The sequence below is a fragment of the Pseudoalteromonas sp. 2CM39R genome (genome assembly GCF_023161845.1).
Map to the genome: position 1 here is coordinate 140,472 of NZ_JALNTM010000009.1, position 21,091 is coordinate 161,562.

Here is a 21,091-nt window from a genome sequence, read left to right on the forward strand (position 1 = left end):
TACTTTAACATAGTTTGACTCAGAGCAGCAGTTAAAAGCCGATCACACAAAGCGTTTTAACTGCTCTTGGGTTTGTTGGCTCAGTTTGTGTGACTGCTGGCAATCAGCAAGTGATTCATCAATTTGCTGTTTAGCTTGCTCACCCAAAGCCACTATTTGCTCAACCGTTTGATGGGTCTGGGTTTGGGTTTGCTCTAGTAAATGCACCGCGCTGACAATTTGTTGTAGTTGTTGTTGGTTTTGCTCAAATTCGCCAAGCATATTGCTAAAGCCTGTTGAGGTGTTGCTAATGGCTGTTTCCGCTTCACTCGAGTGGCTAATTAGTTGCTCAGACTCTTTATTGGTTTCGCTAACAAGGCTATTCATTTGATTAATAAAGTCACTGATCTGGCGAGTTGCATCGTTTACTTTAACCGATAGCGATCTAACTTCATCGGCAACCACCGCAAAGCCTCGGCCTGCTTCACCGGCACGTGCCGCTTCAATTGCAGCATTTAGAGCAAGCAAATTAGTTTGATCAGAAAACTCTTCAACCATTTTTAAAATGGCACGAATGTTCTCGCTGTTTTCTTTAAGGCCAGACACTGTTGCTGAGAAGTTACCCAAAATTTGGCTAATCATCGCTACCTTTTTAACTAATGCCGATAACTCAGTGGCTGAGTGCTTAACAAAGTTTAAGTGTTCACTATTAACATGGTGCACGCTGTCAGTGTTTACTGAGATATTCTCAAGGCTTGAAGTAATTTGGTTGCTTGAATCAGTAATGGTTTGGCTGAATTTTATTTGCTGGTGGCTCATTTCTGCGGTTTGCTGCATTGAATGAGTCATCTTTGAACTACTATCTGCACTGGCTTGAGCGCTTTGGTAAGTGGTGGCTAATAGGTTTGCTAAATGAACTGTAAAGGTATTGTACTGCTCACTTAAATCACGAAACTCATCATAGGTAAAATGCGGTAGCTTGGCAGATAAATCGGCATCATGGCGGTTGATTTGCTCAAGTGTATCGCGCATTGCTTGCACTGGGCGCACAATTAAAAAGCGCATATAGAAAATAGTAAAAATAAAGCTCGCGATGATAACAAAGGTCATTAACCAAAATAGTCCCATGCCAGCTTGCTGTTCTGAAAGGCTGCTATAAAGCCAAATCAAAGTAATGGCTTGAAACGCAAACACAAAACCTAAATTACCGACAATTTTACGTGTAAGAGTGTAAAAGAAAGTTTGTTCGATAAAATTGTAAATGCGCATATAGCTACTCATTAAGGTGTTGTGTTGATTCATTTTGGCGTAATTTTTTATTATTCAATGTCACATAATTCAACAGTATAGCTTAGTTTTGTTGAGTTACAGTGACTGCAGTGTCATTTGTGTATGACACGGAAAATTAGTAAAAATACCATCTACGCCATACTCTAGCATTAATTCGATATCTTCCACTTTATCGACCGTGTAAGCATAAACTTGAAGGCCGCGTTGTTTTGCGTCAGCAACAAACTCATGGTTTATAAAGTTTTTATCTACATGAATACTATAGGCATGGAGTTTTTGCGCAAACTCGCTGTAATTAATTGGGATAGAAGCGGTGAGTGCACCTATCTTTACCCACGGCAATTTTTGCTTTAGCCACATCAGTTGGTGGTGATCAAATGAAGAGACTAATAGGTTATCCCGAGATATTTTCCCTGCACTGACATTTGACTCAATAAGCTCTACAAACTTGTCTAACGAAAAAGTATGTTTAAGCTCTAAATTAAGTAAGGTTTTATCACCAACCCAATCGATTGCCTGTTGTAAAGTGGGCACGCACTCACCATTGCCTGCATCGTATTGTTGAATTTGCTCTTTTGAGCAGGCATTTACCTTACCGCGACCAGAGGTTGTACGATCAAGCCAAGTGTCGTGAATAATCATGTAATCATCAAGGCAGCTTTGCACATCAATTTCGATGCCATCTACTGCTAAATCAACAGCTGCGATAATGGCGCTTTGAGTATTTTCTGGGTAGGTACCACTGGCACCTCTGTGAGCGAATACTTTCATCATTGCTTATACCTACGAGTCACTGACCATGTTTCATAAAAAGCGGCACTAATCACCAGTGCGCCACCAATAAGAGTGCTAATTGAAGGTTGCTCATGCAAAATTAAAAAAGCGAAAAACGTACCGTATAAAGGCTGCAAACACGATATCAAACCAGCGGTTGAAGCTGATAAGTTTTTTAGGCTTGCTGCAAACAGTGAATGCGGTGCTGCTGTAAAAATAACCCCTACGGTAATTAATAGCAGCCAATTTATTGTATCAACTTGTAATGGCGGTACTTCGACAAAGGCGCACAGCATAATGCAGGCGATCCAAGTTTGATAAAGCATGGTTTGTGGGCCGCCATATTGGCTAAAGTAACGCTTGTGAACGATATTTCGAAACGCAAAAAAGAACGCTGACAAAATGCCAATAGCAATGCCTAGGGTGACATCATTGCCTAAGCTGGCATCAGGAATAAGTAAATAAATACCAAGCATCACCACCAAGGCGCTAAAAATATCTTTGAGCTGTGGTTTACTGCCATGAAATAAAGGCTCTAAAAATACCGTGATAACAGGGTAAGTAAAAAAGGCAATCATACCGACTGCAATACCTGCTAGTTGCATACCTGCGAAGTAGGTGAGCCAATGTATTCCAACAGTGACGCCAAGTAAGAAGGCTATAAGGTAGTCGCGACGCGAGTGAAGCTTAATCGCTTTGTGTTGAATTGTAAGTAAGATCAGTAAGGCACAGCCTGCAATTGCTGTTCTGTAAACGGTAATATCTAATGCACTTAAGCTGACTAGCTTTGCGAATAATGCAGTACCACCAAATAGGAGTACTGCAATATGTAAGTATATAAGGCTCTGTTTGTGCGCCTGCATTACAAACCTTGTTATTGTTGTTATTAACTCTCTTTGTAACGGTAATCCTTTACTTTGTAAACTCCCCAAATGGGCTAATCCATTCGTTTAGTTCCAATATTTCCACCCCTGCAAGTAATAGTGCAGCACATTAGGCTCATCAAGCGTCGATACTTTTTCATTGTTAGCGCTAATATCCGGGGTAAAAATGAACAATTGTGCGTCATTTTCAGGGCGGTAAAAGCGGGTTTTAACTGGCAATACTTGTTGGTTACTGCACTTCAAGTTGCAAGCCATAACAAAGCCCCATTCGCCAAAAGAGGGCACATTTAAATGATAAGGCAGGGTGTGTGCAAAGCCCGCTGCACTGAGTGTGTTATTAATAGACCAAAATGCTTGCTTCGCAAAAAATGGGCTGGTGGCCTGGGTCACTACAATACCGTTATTTGGTAGTCGTGTTTTTACTAGTTGATAAAACTGCTGACTGTAAAGCCGTGCAAGATTGATTGCTTTTGGATCCGGTAAATCAATAAAAATAATATCGAACAGCTGTTCGTTTTGCTCAATAAACACATAAGCATCTTGATGAATAACCGTCACTTTAGGGTCACTGAGTGAGTGCTTGTTAAGTGTTGTCAGGTTGTGATTAGTTTGCGCAAGCCTAGCGACTGCTGGGTCTAAATCGACTAGGGTAATAGATTCTATTTGCGGGTATTTCAAAAGCTCTCTGGCTGCTAAGCCATCGCCACCGCCTAAAATTAGAATACGTTTGGCATTACCATGGCGCACCATAGCGGGATGAATAAGCGCTTCGTGATAGCGATACTCATCAATCGATGAAAACTGTAAGCCACCGTTTAAATAAAGCCGAATATCATCTTTATGACGAGTCAGTACGATTTGCTGATAGGGCGTTTGCTCCGAGTGTACTACACGATCATCGTAGATTTGGCTTTGCCAAAGATGGGTGAGCTGTTTACTAGCAAATAAGCAAAGCACTAATACTGAGCTGACTAAAACTAAAGTGAGTCTAAGCACTTTTCGACGATTTGGGCTGATATGGTCGATAAAGTACCACAGCAATAACAGCGCAATACTTAGATTCATTAAGCCAAAGCTTAAGGCTGTTTTAAAAACCCCAAGCCAAGGTAAAAATAGAAAAGGAAACAATAAAGTCGCAAGCAGGGCGCCAAAGTAGTCAATAGATAACACATTGGCGAGGTTTGCTTTTAGCGCATAATGTTTTTCCATTAGGCGACTTAACAGCGGAATTTCTAAGCCAATCAAAATCCCTATTAGCGTAGTGAGTAAAATACTAATTGCTTGCAGTGGTAAACCAAACGCATAACAGAAATACAGCAATGGCACACTTAAGCCACCAAGTAGTGCAAGCGCAAGCTCAAAACCAATAAAATACACCAGCAATGGCTTATCAGGCACAAAACGCGAAAAATAAGAGCCAACTCCCATTGCCGCCATATAGACGCCAATTGTTAGGGAAAATTGGGTGATGCTATCACCCAAAAAGTAGGCTCCAGTGGTTGCGATCAGTAGTTCATAGATAATTGAGCAAAGGCCAGCAACAAAAATACTAAACAGTAAAATGTGGCTTTCGCGTATTGACTTATTTACCACCTGGGCCGCCTCGTGAACGGAAACCTGCACTGCCAATACTTTGTTCACGCAATTGTTTATCAACGCTTATCGTGAGGTGGTGATAGGAGTAAACTTGCCAATCTTGCTCTTTGTCACCTTTGCTATATGCCAAGAATGAAAAGAAGAGCACGGGTGCAAAAAACAGTAACACAATAGGCCAAACCGAGATGCGCGACTCCATTGCTTTTATAGCTTCAGGGTTCAATTTATTGATTGGTTTATAAGTAATATCTGAGCCTTCACGCTCAGCCTCTAAACGATGCAGTATTACAAACAGCGCAACACCACCAATGAAACCAGAAATCCATAACAGCGGTAGCATAAAATTACTGTTACCTTTGATTGGGATAATACGAAACGTATAACTAAAATGTTCGGCACGCTTATTTGGGCCAAACGTACTACTGACGTAGGCGCTATATTGCCCTTTCTTTGGGAAGTGGACATCGTGATGAGTATAATCACGGTACTCAGTCCATTTACCATCTGAATCGTGTCCGGTTTCAGCCCAAAGTTCATCAGAGTAACTAAATAAATAGTGACCATCAGGGTCAAAAACTTCGATATCAATGGCTTTCCATGAGTTTAAAGGTAGTCTGCCTTTAATTTCTAAGCGCATCATTTGGCCATCTTCTGGCACAGTAAATAGGTAAGGTTTGTCTTGTCCGTCGTAGTTTTTAAAGTTGCCATATTGGCCACTAATAAGTGGCGCTTGTAGATCTGCACGTATCACTAAGCAAACAACAAATGTGATAGCGGCAATAATAAAAAGCTTATAGATGTTCATCCATTACTCCATAAATAAGCTTAAATAGCGATAGTGATGATAACAGCAACACAGATTGCAATGCTGCTTTCAATAACCGCAACGGCGGTGTTTTTGTCGTGCATTGCTTGGTCGAGTGAAATTTTGCTAAAGATAATTTTATCAACGAGGTAACGCACAATTGGTAAAATTAAAAAGCCAAATAATGCGTCAATAAAGAATAAGCTTAAGCTTTGTTGCCAAGTATGAAAGCCACCAATGAGCGCATGACACAAGATAATAGCTAACGCCAACATAGTGCCTGAAAAGCTAAGTGCAACGGCTTTGTTGCCTTTTTCGAGCTGTTCATGAAGATTAAAAGCAGTGAGGTGATCATAGCCTTTGGCAAAAATGATCAGCATTAGTTGCCCTAAAAAATAAAACACTATGGCAGATAACCAGCTGCCTTCACCGGTTAATGCACCACCAATGATCAGTGCTGCGGCCATATAGTTTGCTGCTTGTACTAAGCCCACAGCCTCATTTTGTTGGTTAATTAATTGCTCTTGGTTGCAGAACAAACGCAGCAGTAATTTGTCATTTAAAATACGTGAGCAAGTGAGCAGCACCATACCAAATACACTGTACAGTGATACATTCATCAAGTCGCTTAGCAAACCTTGGCTAGGCCCAGCTAAAACAAAGCCATAAATAATGGTAATTGCCCCTAAGTAGCCGCCAATAGATAAACCCAAGGCACTGTTGGCATTGTCGGTTAACTGGTTGGTGGTGTTATAAGGGGTTGCTAAGTTATACGACAGTTTTGCAACGGCTATGATCGCAATGAACAGACCAATATAGGCGCTGTTGTAGGCCATCGTTGCGAGGTAGTGGGTTAAGTTAATATCCATATAATTATGTTAGCTTGTTGTTATTTTCCGAAAATATTAACACAGAGTGTTTGTTGCAAAGAATATCAAAGCTTCATTTTTGGCAGAATTAATCAATTTCTTAAAGTTTCATAGCTTTTTTATGACAATTGTCATGATGTATTGCTTACAAATGTCGTTAAACACTCATTTTTTTTTAAGTAACACTATACCTGTACCGATACATGTCGGTTTGTCATTCATTAATATAAAGGGTATAGCTATGAATCTAATTACTAAAAATATTTACGCGTTATTCGCTGCGGCAATTACATTTAACACAAATTACGTATTTGCTGAACAAAGTACTATAGATAGTATTGAACTTGCATCTCAACAGCATAACTTGTCAGAACTTACCGAAATAGCAAAAAATGCAGCAGGGTATGATGCAGCGCTTGTGAATTATCGCCTTGCTATTGCACATAATATCATGGGTGAAACTGAAAAAGCGCTTGCCCTACTTGATATTGCACAAACTGCGCTTTTAGACGATAAACTTGACGTAGATAAAAGTGAGGCAAACGCATTGCTTGCTCAAGTGTATGGTTATCGTATTTCGATTAAACCTATTACAGGTTTTTACTACGGCATAAAATCGAACAATGCGTTAAATAATGCGGTGCAAATTGACAAAAGTAATCCTCGTGCTCATCTAGTTAAAGGTATAATTGCTTTAAACACACCTAGCATGTTTGGTGGAAGTAAACAGCAAGCGCTAAGCTCATTGAATGCGTCTCTTATTCACTATCAAAATGATAATAATGATGGTTATAAATGGGGGCAGGCGGAAGCATATGTCTGGCGTGGGTTAACATATTTAGCACTAAATGATGTACAAAAAGCAGTGCAAGATTGGCAAACATCACTTGACCTTGCACCAAACTATACATGGCCTAAAATTTTGATAAATAAAAATAAGCAGTAACTAATCGTGGGCAGCCATATGCTGCCCAAGTTTAGATAAGATTTAAAAAAGCCAAAAAATGGGATTGAGCATAAATGAAAAGTGATAGTTTTAGACAAAGCTTAGCAATTGAAAAAAAGCCTTACTGGGTCTGGGGGCCACTTGTTTTTTCAAGTTTTTATTTTTTACCGTTGATTCTAAATTTTGAGCAATTCGCAGCTTTAGATACTTTTATTATAGTTATGATATATATAACTTTTATTTTTTACTATGTTAAAGCTGCTAACGCAAAAGGTGAAGATGCGCTCATTCCAGTGTCTATAATTGTTATCATCGCAACTTTTGGTACATATTTAACTCTTGGAACACAAACTTTATTTGGCTTTGCTTGCTATTTTTTTGGGTTCAACTTTAGACAAAAAAAAGGCGTTTTAGGGCTAGTTGCTGTTGCTTTAAGTATTTTTCTCGCGGTGTATTTATTTGATTTGAATAATCCATATTTTATTGCGCCAGCACTCATCATCAGCATTGCACTTTATTTTATGGGACGTGCTGAGAGGCGTGAACGAATACATCAGTTAAGTGAACAAAAAAGTCAACATCAAATAGAACAGTTGGCAATGATTGCTGAACGTGAACGCATTGCACGAGACCTTCATGATTTAGCTGGTCACAGTCTATCGTCGATTGCTCTAAAAGCAGAACTAGCCGAAAAGTTAATTGTTAATGATAACGTTGAGCAAGCACAGAGTGAAATAAAGCAAGTGGCGGCCATTAGCCGAGATTTACTCAGTGATATTCGTAAAGCAGTAACAAATATGAAACAGTTTAACCTCACTAAACAGTTAGAGTTTTTGCAAGAAGAGCTAACACAAAATGGCTTTAATGTAATAGTAAACAATGAATTAACAAACTTATCGACAGCAACCCAAAAAACCGTATCGCTTATTGTTACGGAGGCTTGCACTAATATTCTAAGACATAGTAAAGGGAATGAAGTTTTAATTGATATTAGTAAGAAACTAATATCAATTAAGGATAACGGTATAGTAAACACATTTAAAAGTGGCAATGGCATTAATGGCATTAAGCAGCGTACTGAAGCACCTGGCGGAGAGCTTATTTTGGAAAATAAAAAAGGGTTTAGCCTGACTATGAATTTTCAAGCGAATTTATCATGATTAATTTACTCATTGTTGAAGATCAGCAAATGGTTAGGGAAGCAATTAGTGCGCTTGTTGGACTTGATCCATTTATTAATGTCGTTGGGCAAGCAGAGGATGGCAAAGCTGCACTTAAATTTATTGAACAAAATAAGATTGATATTGTGTTATCAGATATTGAAATGCCCAATATGTCAGGCATCGAATTGGTAGAAATACTGAGTAAGCGCCATCCTGATATTAAAACCATGATAATAACTACATTTTCAAAAGCAGGTTACATAAAACGTGCTATGAAAGCAGATGTTAGCGCCTTTATTTTGAAGGAAGCGCCTTCAGAGCATTTAATTAATGCAATAAAATCAGTCAATCAAGGCCGAAGAGTCATTGATCCCGAACTTGCTTTACTTGCATTATCTGACACTGACCCATTGACTAATAAAGAACGCAAAGCATTAAAATTAGCCGCTGATGGCTTAAAAACTCAAGATATTGCAAAAACATTGTTTTTATCAGAAGGTACGGTTAGAAATTATCTTTCAGAAGCAATGAGTAAACTAAACGCGGTAAACCGAGTAGATGCTGCTCGCATAGCAAGACAAAAAGGGTGGTTATAAGGTCCTTATTTTTGCTATTAAATTATAGAACAATTTGAGTGCGAAAACAGGTTTAATTAATTTCTTAAAAGTTTCATAGCTTTTGCCTGTCTCATTGTTAGGTTATGGGTTAAAATAACAACATAACCAACTAACAAGATAGTGAATGTCAAAACAGGATCCAAATCTCAGTCGAGAACAAGAAAAGTACGAAAACCCCGTCCCTAGCCGTGAGTTTATACTTACTCACTTAGAATCTCGCGCCAAACCAGCAAACTTCACACAACTTTGTGACGAATTACATGTGAATGATACAGAGCGTCAAATTGCGTTCAAACGTCGTTTACGTGCTATGGAACGCGATGGTCAACTGTATTTCAATAAGTTTAAATGCTACGCATTGATTGATGAATCTGGCCTAGTTAAAGGCAAGGTCATTGGTCATCGTGACGGATTCGGCTTTTTAGAAGTTGAAGGTGAGAGTAAAGATTGGTTTATCGCGAAGCACCAAATGAATATGGTGTTGCACGGTGACATTGTGCTTGCTAAAGGCAATCGCAAAGGCTCAAGTGGCAAATGCGATGCACGCATTATTAAGGTATTAACCAATGAGCGTGCGCCGATTGTTGGCCGCTATTTTGTTGAACATGGTATTGCTGTTGTTGTGGCTGAAGACCCACGCATAACGCAAGATATTATGATTCTACCGGGTAGTGAAAATGGTGCACGCCACAACCAAATGGTGCAGGTGCAAATTACTCAAAACCCAAGCCGACATATGAATGCGGTAGGTAAAGTCACTGAGGTACTGGGTGAGCATTTAGCACCGGGTATGGAAATTGAAGTTGCACTTCGCAATCACGATATTCCCCACGTTTGGCCTGAAGCGGTTGAAAAGCAAGTTGCTCATTTAGGTGAGTTTGTTGATGAACAAGCAAAGCAAGGTCGCGTTGATTTACGTGACTTACCGCTAGTTACAATCGACGGTGAAGATGCCCGAGACTTTGACGATGCCGTTTATTGTGAGCGCAAACCATCAGGTGGTTGGCGTTTATGGGTGGCCATTGCCGATGTGTCGCACTACGTAGGAATGAACACGCCTCTGAATAAAGAAGCGATTGAACGTGGTAACTCAGTTTACTTCCCTGAGCAAGTTATTCCAATGCTGCCAAAAGTGCTATCTAATGGCTTGTGCTCATTGAACCCAGAAGTTGACCGTTTATGTATGGTTGCTGAGATGACGGTGTCAGAAGCGGGTAAGTTGTCTGGGTATAAATTTTACGAAGCGGTGATGAATTCACACGCTCGTTTTACCTACACTAAAGTGAATGCGATTTTACAAGGCGATGAAAAGCTGCGTGAAGAGTACGCCAAGATGGTGCCACATTTAACTGACTTACAGCAAATGTACATGGCACTTAAAGCTGCTCGCCAAGAGCGTGGTGCGATTGAGTTTGAAACCTTAGAAACGCGCTTTGTGTTTAATGCACATCGTAAGATCGAATCAATCGTGCCAGTGGTTCGCAATGATGCACACAAACTTATCGAAGAGTGCATGATTTTAGCGAACGTATCGGCAGCCCGACTATTAGAAAAGCACGAGGCGAGTGCGCTTTATCGTGTGCATGATGAGCCTGATGCTGAAAAGCTTGGTTTCTTCAGAAACTTTTTATCAGAGCTTGGCATCGAAACCGCGATTTCCGATGAGCCAACACCAAAAGAAATAACCCAAGTGTTAGCTAAATTAGGCGACCGCCCAGAAGCTGAGCTTATTCAAACCATGTTGCTTCGTTCAATGAAGCAAGCGGTTTATCAGCCAGATAACATTGGTCACTTTGGTTTAGCTTTACCGGCGTATGCCCACTTTACATCGCCAATTCGTCGTTATCCTGATTTAGTGGTTCACCGTGCAATCAAAGCGGTGCTTAAAGCGCAAGGTCAGCAAACATCGGGTGAGTATGCCTACACTGATGACGAAGTTGATATTTTAGGTGAGCAGTGTTCAACCACTGAACGCCGTGCTGATGATGCGACTCGCGAAGTAGCTGATTGGCTTAAATGTGAATTTATGCAAGACCATGTTGGTGACGAATTTGGTGGGGTGATCTCATCGGTAACTAACTTTGGTTTATTTGTACGCTTAGATGATTTACAAATCGACGGCATGATCCATGTAACTAACCTGGGCAATGAGTACTTCCATTACGATGGTGCTAAGCATTGCTTGATTGGTGAACAAACTCACACCGTTTATCGTTTAGGCGATAAATTAACGGTTCAGGTGTCATCTGTCAGTCTTGATGAGCGACGCATAAATTTAGTGTTAGCAGGTGAGGCGCAACAAGACCGTTATGCGCGTCGTCGTGGCCGCAGTGCCCCTGCAAAACCAAGTGTTCGTGCCCAGCTTAAAGCAGGTAAAATTCCTGGTAAAAAAGCGCAGTCAGGCAGCTTTGAGGTAAAATCAGGCGACAAAGAGAATGAAAAACGTGGCAAGTCTTCACCTTCTAAAGGGCGTAAAAAGCCTAATAGTAAACAAGCTGATGCTGTAAAAGCCGGCAAAAAGAAGAGCAAGAAAAAAGCCACCAAAAAGGCAAAAAGACCGGGTAAGAATGCCCGTAAACATAATGGCCGAGGAGCAAATAATACGTGAGTAATGAATTAATTTTTGGTTTTCACTCAGTTGAAGCAATATTAGCAAAAGAGCCTGAGCGCTTTTTAGAAATATATGCTTTAAAAGGGCGTGAAGATAAACGTTTAAACCCGGTTATTGACCAAGCACGTAAATTCGGTATTTCTGTACAATTTATGCAGCGTAAAGCGCTTGATAATAAAGCAAATGGTGAGCAGCACCAAGGCATTATCGCTAATGTGAAAGCGGCGCGCATGTATAACGAAAAAGATCTTGATGAGATCATAGCCCGTGAAGAAACGCCTTTCTTATTGGTGCTTGATGGCATTACTGATCCGCACAACTTAGGTGCCTGTTTACGTAGTGCAGATGCTGCGGGCGTACACGCGATTATCGTTCCTAAAGATAAGTCTGCAAAACTTAATGGCACAGCGCGTAAAGTAGCATGCGGTGCAGCAGAAACAGTACCATTGGTGCAAGTAACCAATCTTGCGCGTACGCTACGTGAAATTAAAGATGCAGGCGTTTGGGTTGTTGGCACTGCCGGTGAAACAGATACAGAGTTATTTGATGCAAACCTAACAGGGCCAATGGCTGTTGTTATGGGTGCTGAAGGGGATGGTATGCGCCGCCTTACTCGTGAGCATTGTGATTTATTAGTCAAAATCCCAATGGCTGGTTCGGTATCTAGTTTAAATGTGTCAGTTGCGACCGGTATCTGTTTATTTGAAGTGTTACGTCAGCGTAATGCAACGCAAATCTAACTACCGCGAAAATTTCAGACACAAAAAAAGCCGATGTAACATCGGCTTTTTTGTATCTAACAGTTCTGATTAGATTTTTGCAAAAGCGTCTTGTAGTGGTGGTACTACTTGCTTCTTACGGCTTAATACGCCATCTAACCATACGCGACCGTCTTCTGATTTAACATCATAGGCAGCTTCGATTACTGATACGTCATCAGACGCAATTAGCATTTCAGAGCCTTCTTTCATGATATCAGTTAACAGGAGTAATACTGAGTGGCGACCGCCTTCTTCTTTAAGCTTTGCGATGTCAGCTTCAAGGTCTGCTTTGATCTCATCAAATACAGCAAGGTCGATAACTTCTAGTTGGCCAATACCTACTAGCTTACCGTTCATGTTGAAGTCTTTGAAATCACGCATTACTAAATCGCGTGCAGGCGTGCCGTCAACTGCTGATTTAACCTTGAACATTTCCATGCCAAGTTCTTTGAAATCTTCGATGCCAGCGATTTCAGCAAGTGCTTCAACACACTTGATATCAGCTGTTGTACACGTTGGTGATTTAAAGATTACAGTGTCGCTTAAGATAGCGCATAACATGATGCCTGCGATATCTTTTGGAATCTCTACGTTGTAGAAGTCATACATCATTTTGATGATAGTGTTTGAACAACCCACTGGGCGGATCCAACATTCTAGTGGTGTTGATGATGTTAAGTCGCCTAATTTGTGGTGATCAACAACACCTACAACACGTGCTTCATCGATGTCATCAGGTGCTTGTGTTTTTTCTGTGTGGTCAACGATATAAACGTCTTCGCCTGCGTAGCTAAGTTTTAGCTCAGGTGCTTCGAAACCGAATTTATCTAGGATAAATTGTGTTTCAGGTGATACTTCACCTAAACGCGTCGGGATCGCAGGTTCATTGATCTGGTTTTTTAAGTAAGCAAGCGCAATTGCACCGCAAATTGAATCTGAATCAGGGATCTTATGACCCACTACATACATTGACATTGACGGAACTCCTTTAAATTTGGCGGATATTTTAGCAAAGTATCGACAGATTGATACATAACAGACATGAAATTTTGTTGATCAATTACAACTGCCAATTAATGTCCTTTTTGGTTACACTTTAAGATATTGAAAACTGAGGAAGATACTGATGCGCTTGAGCCGAAAAGCATGGAATAATGTGGTGATTATTTCGATGCTATTGATGATTTTTTTCTTCAATGGTTTACATAAAAAGCTCAATACACAGCCTGTTGAAGAAGGAGTACAAGCATTACTCCCAGAACAAAGCTTTATTTTGGCGATGGCATTTCCAGAATTAAAAATCGAGCGTATCGGCACCTCTTGGCGTAGCCAATCACTGCAAGAAACCACATGGCAAGGTGATGAGCAGCAGCTCGAACAACTTGTTGAACTTTGGCAACATCAAAAACTGACTATTGCCAGTCTCCCTGTTAGTAAAATTTCACAGACATCGGCTGATTATGTTGCCTCCGTGTGGCTAGCCGGGGAGCAGTTGCCAGCGGTGTATCAGTTGTACAACATAGATCAGCAATACTATTTATTAGATAAGCGGTTACAACGAGTATTTGAGCTTGAACAAGCTGATGCTGCTAAGTTATTTCCGTTATACCCGTTTTAAGAGAGTCACAGATGCCTGAATTACCAGAAGTTGAAGTTAGCCGTTTGGGAATAACGCCGCATGTGCTTAACCAAACAGTGACCAAAGTAAATATTCATAACGCCAGTATGCGTTGGCCTGTGCCTGATGATGTATATCAATTACAAGGACTTAAAGTTACTTCAGTGGAGCGTAGAGCAAAATATTTATTACTCGGTTGTGAGCTGGGTAGTGTTATTTTGCACTTAGGAATGTCGGGCAACTTACGAGTTGTGAGCGCAGATGAGCCATTAAAAAAGCACGACCATATCGAATTTATTTTAGCCTCAGGTAAAGCGCTAAGACTCAACGACGCGCGTCGCTTTGGTGCCTGCTTATGGCAAGCACCAGGCGAATGTCATACCTTGCTAACCAAGCTTGGGCCGGAGCCACTTACCGATGAGTTCGCTGCAAAGCGTGTCTACGAACAGTCTAGAAATAAAAAAGTACCGATAAAACAGTTTATTATGGATAACGCTGTGGTAGTTGGTGTAGGTAATATCTATGCCAATGAGTCGTTATTTAAGGCCGGAATTCACCCGAAACGAGAAGCCGGCAAGGTGTCTTTAAAGCGTTATCAGCAATTAGTGCCTATTATTAAAGAAACACTTGCTGAGGCTATCACGCAAGGCGGCACAACATTAAAAGATTTTGCTCAAAGTGATGGTAAGCCAGGTTATTTTGCCCAGCAATTACTAGTTTATGGTCGCAAAGGTGAGCCATGTGTAATGTGTAAAGAGCCATTAAAAGAAATTAGATTAGGGCAAAGAAGCACTGTGTACTGCTCTAATTGTCAAAAATAACAAAGAATCCCTCATCTATGTAGTATTGCAACAGATAGCAAGATAGAGACAGGCTTAAGGAATGAGAAGGTTGTATGCTATTAAACAAATACGTCATAGGGTGCGTGTGCTTAGCGGCACTGCTGGGTTGTTCTAAAGAGCAACCTCAAGTTATCGTTGAAGAAGTTGTTACCGCTGAGGTTAAGCAGTTTGATGTGCCGCTGTATGGGAATTACGTGGCGCGTACAGACGCATCACTTGATGTTGAAGTACGCGCAAGGATCACTGGCTTTGTACAAAGCGTAGAATTTGTTGAAGGTAGCTGGGTAAACGAAGGTGATTTACTCTACACCATTGATGATAGACCTTACCGAGCTAAGCTTAATCGCGTTAAAGCGGCGCTGCAAAAAGACCAAGCAGCGCTGGCTAAAGCAAAGCGCGATGTTACTCGTTTAAAACCCCTCTATGAGCAAGACGCAGCAAGTCAGCTCGACTACGACAATGCAATTTCTATTCAAGAGCAAGCGCAAGCGTCATTATCAGCAACCCAAGCAGAACTTGAAGAAACCAAGCTCGATTTAGAATATACCCGCATTACGGCGCCAATTAGTGGCATGGTTGGTAGCTCTGAAGCCGATCTCGGTGCTTTGGTCGGCAGTAATGGTATTTCACTCCTTACTACCATTCAGCAAATAGACCCTATTTTCGTTAATTTTAATATGTCGGCACTTGATTATTTGAATGCCAAGCGGCGTATGACCAGCATGATGGAGCAGTTACAAGCCGAACAACAAGGCAAGGCGCTAGAAGGCTTTGTACGTATTTCTTTGCCTGATGGCAGCGAGTATCGATATTGGGGCGATGTGAGTTTTACCGACCCTAAAATTAGCCCGAAAACGGGCACCTTTAAAGTAAGAGCAAAGCTACCTAACCCTAATAGTGAGCTATTACCTGGGCAATATACAAAAGCACGGATTAAATTATCTGAGTTGAAAGATGCCATTGTCGTCCCTGAGGAAGCTACACAAGTTGAACAGGGTGGTATTTATGTGATGGTGGTACTTGATTCAGGTGAGATAGAGCGGCGCTTTATTGTTGTTGAGCATTACGGTGAACAAGGAATTGTTGCTAGCGGTGGCTTGAGTGCGGGTGAGCAAGTGGTGGTGAAAGGTTTGCATCGCATTCGTCATGGTCAGCAAGTCAAGGCGATTTCGTTAGCCGAGTTTGAAAAACGCCAATCAACGCCAAACACGGGCTCCATTCCACTGGCGCCAGATAAACCAAGCAAACAAGATGATGAAAAAAATCAGCAGGGAGCTTAACTATGTTTTCGCATTTTTTTATCAAGCGTCCAGTGTTTGCTATCGTTATTTCGTTAGTTATTTTACTCACAGGCTTGGTCTCGCTCTTTACTCTACCGATTGATCAATACCCTGATATTGCTCCGCCGTCGGTTAAAGTGTCTGCTTCATTCCCTGGCGCAACGGCTGAGACTGCATCGGAGTCGGTAGCCATTCCTCTTGAGCAAGAATTAAATGGCACACCGAATATGTTGTATATGGAGTCAAAGGCAACTAACTCCGGCAGTGTTGGGATCACACTCACCTTTGATGTTGGCACCGACCCAGATCTCGCCCTTGTTGATGTGCAAAACACCGCAAGCCAAGCAGGCAGTAATTTACCTGTTGATGTGCAAACTGAAGGGGTGAATGTATCTAATGAAAGTTCCGTTGAGCTGTTGAAACTGGCACTGACCTCTGATGACCCTCGCTATGACGAAATCTATTTGAGCAACTACGCCAGCATCAATGTTGAGGCGGCTTTAAAGCGTGTTCCTGGGGTGGGTAAAGTGCGTAACACAGGCTCACGTTCTTATGCTATGCGGGTCTGGTTAAAGCCTGATATTTTAGCGGGCTACGAATTAACCGTGAATGATGTGACCACAGCAATCAAGGCACAAAATAAAGAGGCCGCTGCTGGGGAGATCGGGGCTCAGCCAATGAGCGATGCAATTAAGCTTAACTTTCCGGTGCGAGCACAAGGTCGGCTTAATAAGGTTGATGAATTTAATAACATTATGCTGCGAGTGAATAGTGATGGCTCGATGATCCGTTTGCGAGATGTTGCAAGGGTTGAGTTGGCATCGTCAGCGTACACTTTAAATTCAAAACTAAATGAACAGCCCGCCACTATTTTGCAGGTTTATATGTTACCAGGCTCTAATGCGTTAGCGGTTACCGAGCGTGTTAAGGCTGAGATGGAACGCCTGAGCGCGGCTTTTCCAAAGGGAGTGAAATGGCAGTTATTTTATGATGCATCAGAGTTTATCAAGCTGTCGATTAATGAGGTGATCAATACCCTTATTCAAGCGCTTATCTTAGTGATTTTAGTGGTGTATTTATTTTTGCAAAACTGGCGAACAACTTTAATACCCGCTTTAGCTGTGCCGGTGTCAATAGTGGGTACCTTTATCGCCTTGGCTGCATTTGGATTTACCATAAACAATGTCAGTTTATTGGCTATGGTATTGGCAATCGGCATCGTCGTTGATGATGCGATTGTTGTAGTCGAAAGTGTTGAGCGACTGATCAATGAGCAAAATATGGAGGTAGTTGCTGCTACTAAGCAAGCGATGACAGAGCTTTCTGGCGCCATAGTGGCAACCTCTTTAGTTCTTGCTGCGGTGTTTGTGCCGGTGTCATTTTTAGCCGGTATTACGGGCATTATGTACCGAGAGTTTGCGATTTCAATTACCGTGGCGGTACTCATTTCGACCCTAGTTGCGTTAACCTTGAGCCCTGCTTTATGTGCGATTTTCTTAAAACCTAGCCCCCCATCAAACAATAAGATTTTTGTTAAATTTAATAATTGGCTTGAAGGTGTTGGCGAAAAATACACCTGGCTTGTAAAGGCATGCTCTGAAAAAGCAAAACGTAGTTATATTGGCTTTTTTATAATGGTAGGTGGCTGTTACTTTGTGTTTAACCAATTACCAAGCAGCTTTATGCCGCAAGAAGATCAAGGACGCTTTTTTGTTGATATTACCTTGCCAGATGCGGCAACGGTCTCACGTACCAATGAGGTGATAAGTAAAGCCAACCAATTTGTTATGAACCATGCTGGGGTAGCTTATTCATTCACGCTAGCGGGTGAAAACCGCCGTGCTGGTAGTGCGCAATCACATGGTCAAATGGAGGTGATTTTAAAGCCTTGGCAAGTGCGTGCAGAGCAAGGTTTTACGGTCACAAGTGTGATGAATGATATTCGTGAGCAGTTGTATGCCATTCCAGATGCTGAATTTAATGTGTTTCAGCCATCGGCTGTGGCAGGGCTTGGTTCGGGCTCTGGTGTTGAGTTTGCGCTGCAAGAAAAAACAGGAGGCAACTTAACGAGTCTGGTTGAATCGCTCGAGGTACTGTTGGCAAATTTAAATAACCGCCCTGAAGTTGCTAAAGCAAGTAGCTCACTGCGTGGTTCTGTACCTCAGCTATTTTTGGAGTTAGATAGAGAAAAAGCCATGGCACTAGAGGTGCCGATTGCCGATGTTTACAGCACAATGAAAGTGCTTACTGGCTCATCAACAATTAATGACTTTAATTTATTTGGTCGCGTTTATCGGGTTAAAGTTCAGGCTGAAGATGAATTTAGGGCACGCCCTGAAAACCTCAACGAATTTTATGTGCGTTCAAAAAATGGCGCTATGGTGCCATCAAATGTGCTTGCTAAGTTAAATTTAACAACCGGTCCGTCTGCAATAAATCGCTTTAATATGTTTACCAGTGCCATGGTGAATGTATCGCCAGCTGAAGGCTATGCATCGGGTGATGTAATTAACGTAATTAAAGAAGAAATGGCAAAACTACCGCCTAACCTTGGCTATGAATGGACAGGATTAACCTATCAAGAAATTCGCTCATCGGGTCAGCTAAGTATCGCTATCAGCCTTGCTATCGTGTTTGTATTTTTATTTTTAGCGGCGCTCTATGAAAGTTGGAGCTTGCCGTTTGCTGTACTACTAATAAGCCCGATTGCCATGTTGGGAGCCTCTGTATTGACCTTATTGACGGGACATGAAAACAATTTATTCTTCCAAGTCGCTTTTATTGCTTTGATCGGCCTTGCGGCAAAGAACTCAATTTTGATTGTTGAGGTGGCAAATCAGCTTTATCAAGAAGGTATGGACGCCGCTGATGCAGCAATAGAAGCCGCCCGTTCTCGCTTTCGGCCTATATTAATGACTGCAGCCTCTTTTGTACTTGGTGTATTGCCGTTAGTACTTGCTTCTGGCCCCGGAGCGGTTGGTCGACAGTCAGTATCTATGCCTATTTTAGGGGGTATGTTACTGGCAAGCTCTATCGGCATAATATTAGTGCCGCTTTTCTTTATTACCGCTGCACGCTTTGTGAAAAAACAGCAAACACCGGCCTCTAAAGTAGTAAAGGAGCAAGTCGATGCATAAATTGTTACCATTGCTTTGTTTCGCCTGTATTCATGGCTGTGCTGTAGGGCCTGATTTTGAAGCACCAGAGCATAGTGAAGTTGCTAATTTTATGGGGGCAGCAGCTACACCTCAATCGGAGGCTTTAGCGGGCTGGAAGCAAATTTATAGCGACCCACATTTGCAAAAGCTGATTAGCCAAGCGCTTCTTAACAACCAAGATATGTTAATTGCGCAATCGAAAATTATTGAAGCGCGAGCTCGGTATCGAATTACTGATGCCGCTTTATGGCCTGATGTGAATGTAGGGCTTACTTCAGAGCGAGAAGAAGAGCTTAATAGCAGCCCAGAAAATACCTTTGATTTAAAAGGTTACTTAAGTTGGGAGCTAGATTTATTTGGCGGCAACCGACGCGCAAGCGAAGCCGCACTGGCAAATTATTATAGCCAAGAGCAAGCAAGAAACGCGTTGCAGCTCGCCTTGATTGCTGATGTTGCGCAGCAGTTTTTTGCCCTCAAAGAAGTTGAAGAGCAATTAAAAATTAGCCTGAGTACGATTAAGCTTCGCGAGAAGGAGCTTGAAATTGCGCGTATCCGTAAAAAAGGCGGTATTATTTCAGGGCTAGAACAGCGCCAAGCTGAGGTTGAATTAGAGTCAGCGAAAGTGAAGATCCCGCCTTTACAGCACAGTGAAAGGCGGATTATTAATCAGTTAAAGTTTTTGATTGGTGATGCCAATGCTGATGTGCAAGGGGGGAATGAGTTATCTGTGCAAACCCTTCCTAAGCAATTACCCACAGGACTACCTAGTGAACTGTTAAAGCGTAGACCAGATGTGCAGCAAGCAATGTATCAATGGCAAGCGGCCATGGCTGAAATTGGGGTCGCAAAAGCGGCTTTATTTCCAAAACTTAATTTATATGCCGAGCTTGGCAGTGAAAGTACTGATTTTAGTGATTTGCTTGCCAGTAATTCGCAGGTTTGGTTGCTGGGCTCAGAGCTGTTAATGCCAATATTTAATATGGGCCGCAATCAGGCAAATTTAACGGTTGCGGAACAGCGGGCTTATCAGGCAAGTATCAAATACCAAAAAACAGTGCTGGTGGCACTGCAAGAAGTGAGCAATCAGCTTTCGAATTATCAGTCTGCAGAGCAAAGCTATGATGCGCAAAGAAGCTTGGTGCTCAGTAGCCAAGATTATTATCGCTTAGCACGCCTTAGGTATAGCAATGGTGTTGCCAGCTCCCTTGATTTAATGGATGCACAGCGCCAGTTATTTTCGGCAGAAATAGCGTTATCGCAGGCAAAGAATGATCGTCTGCAAAGCCTAGCAACGCTTTATAAAGCTCTTGGTGGCGGATGGTATGAATTAAGCGAACAGGAACTGGAAAAAGAAAAAGTGGTAGATTAATTAAAAGAGCATGCAAAAACATGCCCTTTTAAAAACTTATAACTCAAATGGTGCTACACCAACGGCTTTCATTTTATAGCCGACTTGAGCAATTTCACCAGACCAGGTTTCGGTGCTGATAACGCCAGTCACGACAATCGCATCGTATAGGCTTTCGATTGGTACGCCGTCTTTAATCGTGACATGCACAATTTGGTTTGGCGGCGGTGGTGGTACGTGAATACAAGCACCAAAATAAGGGACCAATAAAAACTCGGTGATCACTTCGCTGTCGCCTTCAAGCGGAACAACAAAACCAGGCAAACTCACTGACTTCCCATTAAGTTCCTTTACTACAGGCGCATCAAGGTCTGGTTGCACCCAGTTTTGTTCAGAGCCTTCATGATTTGCTTGCGCTTGGGTGTCGATTTGCACATGACCTTTTGGAATTAAATCTTCCCAGAAGATTTCTTTAGGTGCGCCAGCATTAGCTCCAGCACACACAACTAATGCGACTAAAGCGACGAATTTTCGAAAAAACGGCATAACA

Annotated in this window: 18 protein-coding genes; 10 read left to right on the top strand and 8 right to left on the bottom strand. The window is 41.8% G+C overall.

The features are described 5' to 3' along the window. Positions 1-42: 42 nt before the first annotated feature. The 6 genes from MTF66_RS20350 to MTF66_RS20375 form a co-directional block, all read right to left on the bottom strand. Positions 43-1,260, bottom strand: a complete 1,218-nt coding sequence (locus MTF66_RS20350) for a methyl-accepting chemotaxis protein (RefSeq protein ID WP_248528504.1) — start codon at positions 1,258-1,260, stop codon at positions 43-45. Between the two features lie 84 nt (positions 1,261-1,344). Then, the gene (locus MTF66_RS20355; RefSeq protein WP_138598853.1) at positions 1,345-2,043 is read right to left on the bottom strand and encodes a glycerophosphodiester phosphodiesterase family protein; all 699 of its coding nucleotides are present in this window, start codon (positions 2,041-2,043) and stop codon (positions 1,345-1,347) included. Continuing rightward, the gene (locus tag MTF66_RS20360; protein WP_248528291.1) at positions 2,040-2,906 is read right to left on the bottom strand and encodes a DMT family transporter; all 867 of its coding nucleotides are present in this window, start codon (positions 2,904-2,906) and stop codon (positions 2,040-2,042) included. Before MTF66_RS20360 ends, MTF66_RS20355 begins: the two co-directional genes overlap by 4 nt. Positions 2,907-2,993: 87 nt before the next feature. Continuing rightward, on the bottom strand, positions 2,994-4,520 hold the full coding sequence (locus tag MTF66_RS20365) for a polyamine aminopropyltransferase (protein ID WP_248528294.1): 1,527 nt from the start codon (positions 4,518-4,520) through the stop codon (positions 2,994-2,996). Further along, positions 4,510-5,328 carry a hypothetical protein gene (locus MTF66_RS20370; protein WP_248528295.1) on the bottom strand — a complete coding sequence of 273 codons (819 nt, stop codon included), beginning with the start codon at positions 5,326-5,328 and terminating at the stop codon, positions 4,510-4,512. The genes MTF66_RS20365 and MTF66_RS20370 overlap by 11 nt, the downstream gene beginning before the upstream one ends. 20 nt (positions 5,329-5,348) lie before the next feature. After that, positions 5,349-6,197 carry a DUF350 domain-containing protein gene (locus MTF66_RS20375; protein ID WP_248528298.1) on the bottom strand — a complete coding sequence of 283 codons (849 nt, stop codon included), beginning with the start codon at positions 6,195-6,197 and terminating at the stop codon, positions 5,349-5,351. Positions 6,198-6,243: 46 nt separating this feature from the next. Between MTF66_RS20375 and MTF66_RS38610 the strand changes: the two genes are divergently transcribed. The 5 genes from MTF66_RS38610 to rlmB all read left to right on the top strand — a co-directional run bounded on the left by MTF66_RS38610 (position 6,244) and on the right by rlmB (position 12,274). Beyond that, entirely contained in the window at positions 6,244-7,143 is a 900-nt protein-coding gene (locus MTF66_RS38610; protein WP_248528300.1) for a tetratricopeptide repeat protein, read from the top strand. A 74-nt stretch (positions 7,144-7,217) separates the two neighbouring features. Then, a complete protein-coding gene (locus tag MTF66_RS20385; RefSeq protein WP_248528302.1) occupies positions 7,218-8,303 on the top strand; it encodes a sensor histidine kinase in 1,086 nt (361 codons plus the stop codon). Next, positions 8,300-8,902, top strand: a complete 603-nt coding sequence (locus MTF66_RS20390) for a DNA-binding response regulator (protein WP_248528305.1) — start codon at positions 8,300-8,302, stop codon at positions 8,900-8,902. Before MTF66_RS20385 ends, MTF66_RS20390 begins: the two co-directional genes overlap by 4 nt. Positions 8,903-9,047: 145 nt before the next feature. Continuing rightward, complete coding sequence (rnr, locus tag MTF66_RS20395) at positions 9,048-11,531, top strand: ribonuclease R (protein WP_248528309.1); 2,484 nt, start codon at positions 9,048-9,050, stop codon at positions 11,529-11,531. Beyond that, a complete protein-coding gene (gene rlmB, locus MTF66_RS20400) occupies positions 11,528-12,274 on the top strand; it encodes a 23S rRNA (guanosine(2251)-2'-O)-methyltransferase RlmB (RefSeq protein ID WP_054561023.1) in 747 nt (248 codons plus the stop codon). The genes rnr and rlmB overlap by 4 nt, the downstream gene beginning before the upstream one ends. Before the next feature lie 69 nt (positions 12,275-12,343). Here rlmB and MTF66_RS20405 read toward each other — a convergent pair whose 3' ends face one another. After that, positions 12,344-13,270, bottom strand: a complete 927-nt coding sequence (locus MTF66_RS20405) for a manganese-dependent inorganic pyrophosphatase (protein WP_055020763.1) — start codon at positions 13,268-13,270, stop codon at positions 12,344-12,346. A gap of 151 nt (positions 13,271-13,421) precedes the next feature. On the opposite strand from MTF66_RS20405, the gene MTF66_RS20410 reads away from it, so the two are divergent. The 5 genes from MTF66_RS20410 to MTF66_RS20430 all read left to right on the top strand — a co-directional run bounded on the left by MTF66_RS20410 (position 13,422) and on the right by MTF66_RS20430 (position 20,562). Further along, the gene (locus MTF66_RS20410) at positions 13,422-13,913 is read left to right on the top strand and encodes a hypothetical protein (RefSeq protein ID WP_054552702.1); all 492 of its coding nucleotides are present in this window, start codon (positions 13,422-13,424) and stop codon (positions 13,911-13,913) included. An 11-nt stretch (positions 13,914-13,924) separates the two neighbouring features. After that, positions 13,925-14,734, top strand: a complete 810-nt coding sequence (mutM, locus tag MTF66_RS20415) for a bifunctional DNA-formamidopyrimidine glycosylase/DNA-(apurinic or apyrimidinic site) lyase (protein WP_248528312.1) — start codon at positions 13,925-13,927, stop codon at positions 14,732-14,734. A gap of 74 nt (positions 14,735-14,808) precedes the next feature. Beyond that, positions 14,809-16,035: an efflux RND transporter periplasmic adaptor subunit gene (locus tag MTF66_RS20420; RefSeq protein ID WP_248528315.1), complete on the top strand. Its 1,227-nt coding sequence runs from the start codon at positions 14,809-14,811 to the stop codon at positions 16,033-16,035. Between the two features lie 2 nt (positions 16,036-16,037). After that, positions 16,038-19,172 carry an efflux RND transporter permease subunit gene (locus MTF66_RS20425; protein WP_248528318.1) on the top strand — a complete coding sequence of 1,045 codons (3,135 nt, stop codon included), beginning with the start codon at positions 16,038-16,040 and terminating at the stop codon, positions 19,170-19,172. Continuing rightward, the gene (locus tag MTF66_RS20430; RefSeq protein WP_248528321.1) at positions 19,165-20,562 is read left to right on the top strand and encodes an efflux transporter outer membrane subunit; all 1,398 of its coding nucleotides are present in this window, start codon (positions 19,165-19,167) and stop codon (positions 20,560-20,562) included. The genes MTF66_RS20425 and MTF66_RS20430 overlap by 8 nt, the downstream gene beginning before the upstream one ends. Positions 20,563-20,598: 36 nt before the next feature. Here the strand turns inward: MTF66_RS20430 and MTF66_RS20435 are convergent, their stop codons facing one another. Further along, positions 20,599-21,087, bottom strand: coding sequence for a DUF3299 domain-containing protein (locus MTF66_RS20435; protein ID WP_248528323.1), 489 nt, complete (start codon positions 21,085-21,087; stop codon positions 20,599-20,601). Positions 21,088-21,091: the final 4 nt, after the last annotated feature.